Annotated in this window: 12 protein-coding genes; all 12 read right to left on the minus strand. The window is 36.7% G+C overall.

Annotation, left to right across the window (positions count from 1 at the left end; translation table 11 throughout):
• Positions 1–120 precede the first annotated feature (120 nt).
• Positions 121–1062: a peptidoglycan DD-metalloendopeptidase family protein gene (locus tag HUE98_RS17470; protein WP_241421860.1), complete on the minus strand. Its 942-nt coding sequence runs from the start codon at positions 1060–1062 to the stop codon at positions 121–123.
• 89 nt (positions 1063–1151) lie between these two features.
• Entirely contained in the window at positions 1152–2294 is a 1143-nt protein-coding gene (locus tag HUE98_RS17475) for an aminotransferase class V-fold PLP-dependent enzyme (protein WP_241421861.1), read from the minus strand.
• A 201-nt stretch (positions 2295–2495) separates the two neighbouring features.
• Entirely contained in the window at positions 2496–3359 is an 864-nt protein-coding gene (locus HUE98_RS17480) for a ParB/RepB/Spo0J family partition protein (protein ID WP_241421862.1), read from the minus strand.
• A complete protein-coding gene (locus HUE98_RS17485) occupies positions 3352–4113 on the minus strand; it encodes a ParA family protein (protein WP_241421863.1) in 762 nt (253 codons plus the stop codon). The genes HUE98_RS17480 and HUE98_RS17485 overlap by 8 nt, the downstream gene beginning before the upstream one ends.
• Positions 4114–4281: 168 nt before the next feature.
• The gene (gene noc / locus HUE98_RS17490; protein ID WP_241421864.1) at positions 4282–5127 is read right to left on the minus strand and encodes a nucleoid occlusion protein; all 846 of its coding nucleotides are present in this window, start codon (positions 5125–5127) and stop codon (positions 4282–4284) included.
• Positions 5128–5238: 111 nt separating this feature from the next.
• Positions 5239–5955, minus strand: coding sequence for a 16S rRNA (guanine(527)-N(7))-methyltransferase RsmG (gene rsmG / locus HUE98_RS17495; protein ID WP_241421865.1), 717 nt, complete (start codon positions 5953–5955; stop codon positions 5239–5241).
• A 51-nt stretch (positions 5956–6006) separates the two neighbouring features.
• Positions 6007–7383 (minus strand): tRNA uridine-5-carboxymethylaminomethyl(34) synthesis GTPase MnmE, encoded by a 1377-nt coding sequence (gene mnmE / locus HUE98_RS17500; protein ID WP_241421866.1) that lies wholly within the window; start codon positions 7381–7383, stop codon positions 6007–6009.
• A 131-nt stretch (positions 7384–7514) separates the two neighbouring features.
• The gene (jag, locus tag HUE98_RS17505) at positions 7515–8165 is read right to left on the minus strand and encodes an RNA-binding cell elongation regulator Jag/EloR (RefSeq protein ID WP_241421867.1); all 651 of its coding nucleotides are present in this window, start codon (positions 8163–8165) and stop codon (positions 7515–7517) included.
• Positions 8152–8808, minus strand: coding sequence for a YidC/Oxa1 family membrane protein insertase (locus tag HUE98_RS17510; RefSeq protein WP_241421868.1), 657 nt, complete (start codon positions 8806–8808; stop codon positions 8152–8154). The genes jag and HUE98_RS17510 overlap by 14 nt, the downstream gene beginning before the upstream one ends.
• Positions 8809–9033 (minus strand): membrane protein insertion efficiency factor YidD, encoded by a 225-nt coding sequence (yidD, locus tag HUE98_RS17515; RefSeq protein WP_318036572.1) that lies wholly within the window; start codon positions 9031–9033, stop codon positions 8809–8811.
• Positions 9029–9382: a ribonuclease P protein component gene (gene rnpA / locus HUE98_RS17520; RefSeq protein WP_241421870.1), complete on the minus strand. Its 354-nt coding sequence runs from the start codon at positions 9380–9382 to the stop codon at positions 9029–9031. The genes yidD and rnpA overlap by 5 nt, the downstream gene beginning before the upstream one ends.
• A gap of 58 nt (positions 9383–9440) precedes the next feature.
• A complete protein-coding gene (gene rpmH, locus HUE98_RS17525) occupies positions 9441–9575 on the minus strand; it encodes a 50S ribosomal protein L34 (protein WP_241421871.1) in 135 nt (44 codons plus the stop codon).

The raw sequence follows: 9575 nt of genomic DNA on the forward strand, positions 1-9575 counted from the left end.
TTCTTTTTTTCTTATATTTTTGTTTCTTCTAAAACTCTAACCAAACCTGCTTCTTTCCCTGATAATTAAAAAACCGGCCCTTTAATGGGCAGGTTTTCGTTTTTTAATGTAATTAGAATATTAATTTTGGGGAATGAAGAGCATGGGATCCATAGGTTGTCCATTAACATGTACTTCATAGTGAAGGTGAGGCCCTGTGCTGAAACCGGTACTTCCCACGTGCCCGATCAGGTCTCCTTTTTCCACTGAGTCCCCCGCTTCCACCACATAATTGGTCAAGTGCGCAAACAGGGTTCGATGCTCATAAGGATGTTTGATAGTAACCATTCTTCCCATGCCGCCATTGTATGCTGCCATCTCCACCACGCCTCTAGCCGTAGCATAAACGGGAGTGCCCCGGCTTGCCCCTATATCAATGCCGCTGTGAAACTCAATTCTACGACTATAGGGGGCCCTTCTTTCTCCAAAGGGAGATGTTATTCTGCCCTGAGTAGGCCAAATGGTAGGAGTGCCTGCCAACTGCTCCTTCTTATCTTCAACTAAGACCTTTAAATCCTCCATGGCAGCCCTGGTTAAGGGCAGTTCTATTTTTATCTGGTCCAACTCTTCATAAAGGCCAAAAGTACCCTCTCTAACTTCCCCTGTGGTTTCCGGAGGAACAGGGAAATCATAGGAGGTTCCTCGGCTAAGCAGTGAATGCTGTTTTTCAGGAACTTCCATTTCCGATAAAATCTCCTGGAAATCCTCCAGTTCTAAAATGCTCCTCACTTCTCGATCCAACGCTTCAATACTTTTTAATTCTTGAGATATAGCTTTAGTCTCTTCATCTAAAGAAAGAATCTGTTCCCCCTGGAGGTCATTAATAATCCGAAGCTGTTTTAGTTCATCCATTTGAGACAGCATAAAATAATAGTTATTTCCTAATAAAGAAAAACTAACTACTGCCAACATAGATATAACTGCAGCAATTAATATGGCTTTATGGGTAATGACAAAGGATCGGGGATTACTATCATAGTGAGGGATAAACATTATAGTAAGCCTGTTATTTCTCTTTTTCATACTAATATCACCTTTTAACACTCTACAATAATATTTTAGTAACGTAAGAAATATAGTTCGTCAAACATCCCATAATTCCTTTATATTTCCTAAAATTCTTCCATTATATTCTCCAGAGCGTCAAACAATTTGTCAATATGGTCCCGTGTATTAAAATATCCGATGCTGACCCTTACCGCCCCCTGCTCCATCGTACCTAAGGCTTTATGAACCAGCGGAGCACAGTGAAGTCCAGAACGGGTGGCAATATCAAAATATTTATCCAGCAGATAGGCAATATCCGTAGAGTTCTTCTCCTTAACATTGAAGGCCACCAAAGGAGCCTGCTTTTCTGAACTGCCGGGTCCATATATCTTTATTCCTTCAATTTTCCCAAGGCCCTGCAGCAGATATGAGGTTAGCTCAATTTCATGTTTTCTAATCTTATCCATTCCCTCCTGCAGAATAAAATCTATTCCTGATCCCAAGCCAGCGATACCGGGAGTATTAGGGGTGCCGCTTTCCAGCTTATCAGGAAGTCTGCTGGGCTGTTCAAAGGATTCTGAAACGCTGCCTGTGCCTCCTTCAAAAATACTGTCCAGTTTTACCCGGTCTCCTAAACATAAGCCCCCGATCCCCTGTGGCCCCATAAGGCCCTTATGTCCCGGAAAGGTAAGCAGGTCAATGTTCAGGGCTTCTACATCAATATGAAATACTCCTGCGGTCTGGGCAGCATCCAACATGAAAATTATATCATTTTCCCTTGCTATATTGCCCACTTCCTGAACAGGAGTTATGGTTCCCAGCACATTAGAGGCATGATTAAGACAGATTAAGCGGGTATTTGGGAGTATTTCTTTTTTTATGAGCATTGGATCAATATAGCCCTGGGAAGAGCAGGGAACTATGGTTACCCTTACCCCCTTTTGCATTAGTTTAAAAAGGGGACGAAGGGTGGAATTATGCTCCAGTGCTGTAGCAATTACATGGTCCCCTTTATTTAGAAGTCCTTTTAAGGCCAGGTTTATAGAATGTGTGGCATTAAACGTAAAAATGACCCTGTTGGAGTTTTTAACATTAAAAAGACGGGCCATTTTTTTGCGGGTATCCTCAATAATTTTACCGGCTCTAACTGAAGCCCTGTGCCCACCCCTTCCCGGATTTGCACCTGTTTCCCTCATAAAATTTAATACAGCCTGGTAGACACTCTCTGGTTTAGGCCAGGTAGTAGCGGCATTATCCAGATAAATCATTTTTAGAAATTCCCCCTAGATTAGTAATGGTTTCATTAAGGGAAAATGTTTCACGTGAAACATTTAGCCAACGCTTTCACTTTTTAAAATTTGTCCGTTACATTATTATATTCATATAGCTATAAATGTTTCACGTGAAACATTTTTTAAGTTTCTTAATAAAAAAATACTTTGCCTGTTCACCATGTACTTGCCAGCAGATTAGAACAACCTTTCTAAAATTCTTTCCAGTTCTTCATGAGAGTAATATTCGATTTCTATTCTTCCCTTTTGCTTCTTATCTTTTATCTTAACCCGTGTCCCCAGTTGTCGACAAAGCCTTTCTTCAATGTCAATAATTTGAGGGTCTACTGCTATTTGCTTTTTCTTTATTCCTTCTTCTTTTTCAGCACCAATTTCTTCAGGGTTTTTATTGATATCTGATATGAATTTTTCTGTTTCCCTAACGGTCATTTTTTCCTGCAGTATCCTTCCCGCAGCTTTTCTTTGTATTTTCTTTTCCTCTATAGAAGCCAGGGCTCTGGCATGGCCGGCGCTTAAACTACCTTCTCTTAAATATTGCTTTACTTCTGGTTCCAGACTGAGGAGCCTCAAAGTATTTGCGATAACCGGCCGGCTTTTTCCAATTCTTTTAGCTAGTTTTTCCTGTGTAAAGCTAAACTCATCCATCAGTTGTTTATACGCTTCTGCTTCTTCTAATGGATTCAGGTCTTCCCTTTGAAGATTTTCTATAATAGCATACTCCAGCATTTCATCATCTTCTAGATCCAAGACCACAGCCGGAATTTGTTTTAATCCTGCCTGCTGTGCAGCCCTAAACCGTCTCTCCCCTGCAACCAATTCATAGTTTTTACCGGATTTTCTGACCAGGATAGGCTGTATTACCCCATGTTCTTCAATGGATTTAACCAGTTCCTCCATACTTTCCTTATTAAATGTCTTTCGGGGCTGATATGGATTAGTGGAAATCAATTTAAGTAATATTTTATGAGCTTCTTGTGCCTCATTTTCATTTTCGTCAGGTATTAATGCAGAAAGTCCCTTTCCCAAACCTTTTTTAATCATTGCTGACAACCTCCCTGGCTAAATCTTGATAAACCCGGGCTCCCTTTGACTTAACATCATAATGAATTATAGCTTTTCCATGGCTGGGAGCTTCGCTAAGTCTTACATTTCGGGGTATTATGGTTTTATAAACCAGCGAACCAAAGAATTTTTTAACCTCATCTACCACCTGTGATGAAAGATTAGTTCTTACATCGAACATGGTTAAAAGGGCTCCTTCAATTTTTAAATCTTGATTTAAATGCTTCTGAACCAGTTTAATGGTATTAATTAGCTGGCTCAAGCCTTCCAGAGCATAGTATTCACATTGTATGGGCACCAACACAGAATCAGCTGCTGTCAATGCATTAATGGTGAGCAGTCCCAAGGAGGGCGGACAGTCAATAAGAATATAATCAAAATCTTTTTTAATTATCTGTATAACTTTTTTAAGTTTTACCTCCCTGGACATAGTAGGCACCAGTTCTATTTCTGCACCGGCCAATTGAATGGTGGCAGGTAAAATTTTAAGGTTTTTTACGTCTGTATCTTTAATAATATTTTTAACCGGCAGGTTATTAATTAACGCATCATAAATACAAAATTTAATTTTCATTCGATCTAACCCTATTCCGCTGGTACTGTTTCCTTGTGGATCAATATCTATTAAAAGTACTTTTTGCTCAAGTTCTGCCAGGCAGGCACTTAGATTTACTGAAGTGGTAGTTTTGCCGACCCCTCCCTTTTGATTAGTTATAGCGATTACTTTTGCCATCAGGTTGTTTCACCTCTTGCTTTCCCCTATACTATTTTAATTTCTAAAGCTTATTTTCGTGATTTATTTTATAAGTTCCTTCTTTAACCCAAAAAAATAAAATCCCGAAGTTATATTCGAGATTTTATTTTTATTATATTTTTTTAACTTTAAAACTAATTTTTCATTCTAATATTCATGGGTGCTCTCCATATCTTTAGGAAGCCTAATGGTAATTTCAAAATGATTTCCACAATCTTTTTCCGTGACTAGAGGATTCAAGCCGGCCTTTTTAATTACTTTAATAGACTGACGTATGGTATTTATGAAAATTCTTAAATCTCTAATTACCACTTTCTTTTTATTCATATTTTTGGGCCGTTCTTTATCTTTTAAATACTGAAGGTAATTTTCTACTATATTTTCTGTCTGCTTAACATTATAATTATTTTCAATTACCTGTTTTAAGATTTTTTCATGATCTTCTTCTAAAGGAAGCTTTAACAGTGCCCTGGCATGTCTTTCTGTTAAGTTACCTGCATATATCAGCTCACGAATATCTGGAGAAAGCCTTAAAATTCTTAATTTATTTGCAATAGTAGACTGGCTTTTTCCTAATCTTTGAGCTAAAACCTCCTGAGTTAATCCAAACTCTTCAATAAGTCTTAGAAATCCTGAAGCTTCTTCTAAAAAATGCAGGTTTTCTCTTTGTAAATTCTCAATTAAGGCTACCGCTCCCATACCACTGTCATTTATATCTTTAATTATTGCCGGTATAGTCTCCCATCCCAGTTCTCGACAGGCCAATAATCTTCTTTCCCCAGCTATTAATTGAAAACAGGTATTCATGTCCCGAACAATAACAGGTTGCAGCAATCCATATGTTTTTATTGACTGAGCCAGTTCTTTTATCTTTTCAGGGTCAAATAATGTCCTGGGCTGATAGGGGTTAGATTGTATTTTGTTAATATCTAAGCTTCTTATGTTATCATCTTCATGTTCTGTAGCTTTAAATATTTTAGGCCACTCTTTCATATTTTCACCACCCGTGTAAATATTTGCTAAATTTATAAAATTATTCGACAAACACCCTTCTCTCTCCTGCCTGTTACGGAAAATTTAAAATATTTTTCCATAATTGTTTTACTACAACGGTTTTTTTTCGGGTATTCCGGGCCTCCTGGGATACCCGCCAGTAGATGCTCTTTTCTTTTTGATTAATATTATGCTTCTCTTTTCTTCCCGATAGGGAATTTGTATACTTTCAATTTTCTCTATCTTTCCACCTAGAAGCTCCAAAGCATTTCCCGCGTCATTCACTTCTTCTAAAGCTTTTGGCCCCTTATAGGCAATAAAGACTCCCCCCACCACAACAAAGGGTAAAGACAGTTCCACCAGTACATTCAGCGGTGCCACAGCCCTGGCCATAACCAGGTCATAGGTTTCCCGGTGTTCTTTATGCCTTCCCAGTACTTCAGCTCTCCCGTGAAGGACACTAATATCTTTCATTCTCAATATCCCAACCACATGTTTTAAAAATGCCACTTTCTTTTTTTGAGATTCAATCAAGGTCATATATATCCCAGGAAATAATATTTTCAATGGTATACCTGGAATTCCAGCTCCAGTACCAACATCACATACCCTTCTCCCCTCTTGAAAAGACAAAAAAACAGCCGGGGTAAAAGAATCTAAAAAATGTTTGGTAATTATTTCTTCTGGTTCAATAATACGGGTGAGATTTGAATAATTATTCCATTCAATCAATGTTTTGTAAAATATTTCAAGTTTCTGCATTTTCTCTTTATCAATTCTTATATTCATTTCTTCAGCACCCAGCTGAAGTATTTTTTCAGGAAACATATTATACTCCCATCTATTACTACCATTTATAATTTAAATATAATTAAAAAACTATTTACCAATACAAAATTGACTAAAGATATTTCCCAATATTTTTTCATCTAGATTTTCTCCTGATATTTCCCCCATAGCATCCCAACTGCTCTTTAAGTCAATAGTAATCAAATCCATGGGAACTCCATCTTCCAATCCAGTCTGTGCCTCCTCTAAAAGCTTTCTGCTTTTTTCCAGGGATTTTTTATGCCTTGTATTGGAAATCAATAGGGATTCAGTAATAATTATGCCTTTTTCAAAAAATAAGCTAGAAATCATTTCCTCTAACTGGGGTAATCCTTTTCCATATTTTACAGAAGCCTTTAGAATTAGAACTTCTTTAATCTTACTCTGCAGCTGTTTTACCTCTTCTTCATTAACCTTATCTATCTTATTAATGATTACAATTGTCCTTTTACCTTTGACTTTTTCCATTATCCTTTCGTCTTCTTCTTCTATTCCCGTCTGGGCATCCAGAATAAACAGTATAAGGTCACTTTCAGATATTAATTGTTCTGCCTTCTCCACTCCTATTTTCTCTACCAAATCCTCTGTTTTTCGGATTCCTGCCGTATCTATTACCTTTAGCGGTAAGCCCTTTATATTTATGGTTTCTTCTAACAGATCCCTGGTAGTCCCTGGTATATCAGTCACTATGGCTCTCTGTTCATGCAGCAGCGCATTTAATAGAGATGATTTCCCAACATTGGGCTTCCCAACAATGGCTGTCTTTATTCCTTCCCGAAGTAATTTGCCCTTATCTGCTGTTTCTAAAAGAGTATTCATTTCCTCAATCAAATTTTTTATATCATCTTTAATATCCTCAAGATTTATTTCTTCTATATCCTCATGTGAAAAATCTATATTTACTTCTATCTGAGTAATAATCCTTTCTATTTCTGTTTTAATTAAATCTATTTTTTTTGAAAGTGACCCCCCCATTTGTAAAGCTGCTACCTCTCCGGCAGTCTCTGTCCGGGCCCTTATAATATCTATTACCGCTTCTGCTTGAGATAAGTCAATACGCCCATTCATAAAAGCTCTATAGGTAAATTCCCCGGGATCTGCAATTCGTGCCCCCAGTCTTAAAGTGAGATCTAAAATTTTTTTAATGGGTACAATACCGCCATGACAGTTTATTTCCACAACATCTTCCCGGGTATAGGTATGAGGAGCCGGCATAAAACTAATTAATACCTCATCAATAATTGCATTATTTTCAGGATCTTTGATACATCCATAATTTAAAACATAATTCTTTTTAGGGATTTTTCGATTTTTCTTAACAAATATCTTTTCGGCAATAATAAAAGCCTCTTTTCCACTCATCCTGACTATTCCAATGGCCCCCTCTCCCAGTGACGTAGAGATGGCAGAAATAGTATCTTCCTTCACCTATCTCACCTATCTTTCTAGTTACTTTTATCGTAAATACTTTTTAGTTAGATTTATAAAAAAAGGCACCTCCACATAATGTGTCCGTGCCATCTAGTAAATAACTTGACCCTTTTGAACTGTTTCAAACTTTACTTTGAACTGGTGTTTTCTCCCGTTCTTCTTAAGGTAATAACTACTTTTCTAAATGGTTCGTCTCCCTGGCTGTAGGTTGAAACGTATGAATTATTTTGAAGTGCGGTATGGATAATTCTTCTTTCCTGTGGAATCATTGGTTCCAGTACAATATTTCTTTTTCCTCTGGTAACTTTGTGTGCCAAATTCTCTGCCAGCATTCGTAGGGTTTTTTCCCTGCGCTGTCTATATTTTTCTATATCGATCATTACCCGGGTAAACTCATTAAATTGTCGATTCACCACTAAATTTGTCAGATACTGCATTGAATTTAGGGTCTGTCCTCTTTTTCCAATTAGTATACCCAAATTATCCCCTACTATTTCTAAGTATACTGTATTTTCATTTTGTTTTTCTATCTCAACCTTAACATTATCTAGTCCCATTTTTTTGGTTAATTCATATATAAAATCCCGGGCATATTCAGCGGGAAGTTTTTTCACACTAATTCTAACCTTTGCAGCGCGAGCTCCAATTAATCCGAAAAACCCCTGACTGGGTTCAGATAATATCTCGATTTCTGCATTTTCTCTTTTAATTCCCAATTGTTCCAAACCTAACTCAATTGCTTCTTCAATTGTCTTCCCGGTATTTTCAACTGTTTTCATTCTTTTTTAGCGCCCCTTTCAAAACGGGTTTATTAATTAACATGTGCTGCCCCACAGACAACAGGTTCTGCAGCACCCAGTACATTGCCAGTCCTGCCGGAAGGGAAATACTAAATGCAAAAAGCATAATGGGCATCATATATAACATTGCCTTTTGAGATTGGTCGGTAGTCATAAGCCTTTGTTGTAAAAACGTTGATACCCCTGCCAAAATAGGCAAAATAAATGTTGTATCTCTTTGTGTCATATCGAAAATAAGAAACATTTTATCGAATTCCATAATTCCCTTACTTAAAAATAAAGCCTCTGTATCCTGAAGCAGTCTAAACATTGCAATCAGCACTGGAAATTGAACAATCAGCGGTAAACAACCTGCCAGAGGATTAATTTTATTTTCTTTCCACAACTTCATAGTTTCTTCATTTAATTTTTCTTTATCATTTTTATACTTTTCCTGCAATTTTTTTATTTCAGGCTGTATTTCTTGAATTGCTTTAGTAGACTGAAGTTGTTTATTTGTTAAGGGAAAAGTTATTACTTTTACGATTATCGTAAGAATAATAATAGCAACCCCATAATTTCCGGTCAATTCATAAAAATAAAGCAGAACCTCAAAAAGTATTTCTACTATGGACTGAATCATCTAATTCCTCCTTTTAACGGGCAGAGGGTCATAGCCCCCATCATGAAACGGATGGCATTTGGATATTCTCTTAAGAATTAGTATAATGGCTTCCTTGTATTCTCTCTCTTCTAAAGCCATTAATGCGTAACTTGAACAGGTCGGATAAAACCTGCATCTTGGAGGAAACAAAGGGGATATATACTTTGAATAAAATCGAATAACCACAACTGTTATTTTTTTAATTAATTTCATTTTTATACGTTTTCTCCAATAATTTTCCTTTTTTTAAAAGGCCAATAACATCTTTACAGCCCAATTTAAAATTCAATTCTGCCGCCTTCTTTCGAGCTACCAAAACCATATCATAACCATCAATAATTTTATTATGATTTAACCGAAATATTTCTTTGTAAATCCGCTTAATTCGATGTCTTTCTACACTGTTGCCTACTTTTTTACTGACTGTAATACCCAACCTCTTCTCTCCCTCTTTATTCGGTAAAAGGTAAAGTACTGTGTAGGGAGAAACAATATATTTTCCTTGATTATAAACTTTTTTAAACTCCCAATTTTTCTTTATGCTTTTTATCACATAAGCACCGCCAAAAATTTTTAATCCTAAAAAGCTAAAAAAGGCCCTTTAATGCGACCTAAGCAGATAAAAGATTTCTTCCTTTTTTTCTTCGTCTTTTTATAACTAATTTCCCGCCCTTTGTCTTCATTCTTGCTCTAAATCCATGGTTTCTTTTTCTTTTTATTCTCTTTGGTTGATATGTTCTTTTCAA

The organism is Candidatus Contubernalis alkalaceticus (genome assembly GCF_022558445.1).
Taxonomy (GTDB): domain Bacteria; phylum Bacillota; class Dethiobacteria; order SKNC01; family SKNC01; genus Contubernalis; species Contubernalis alkaliaceticus.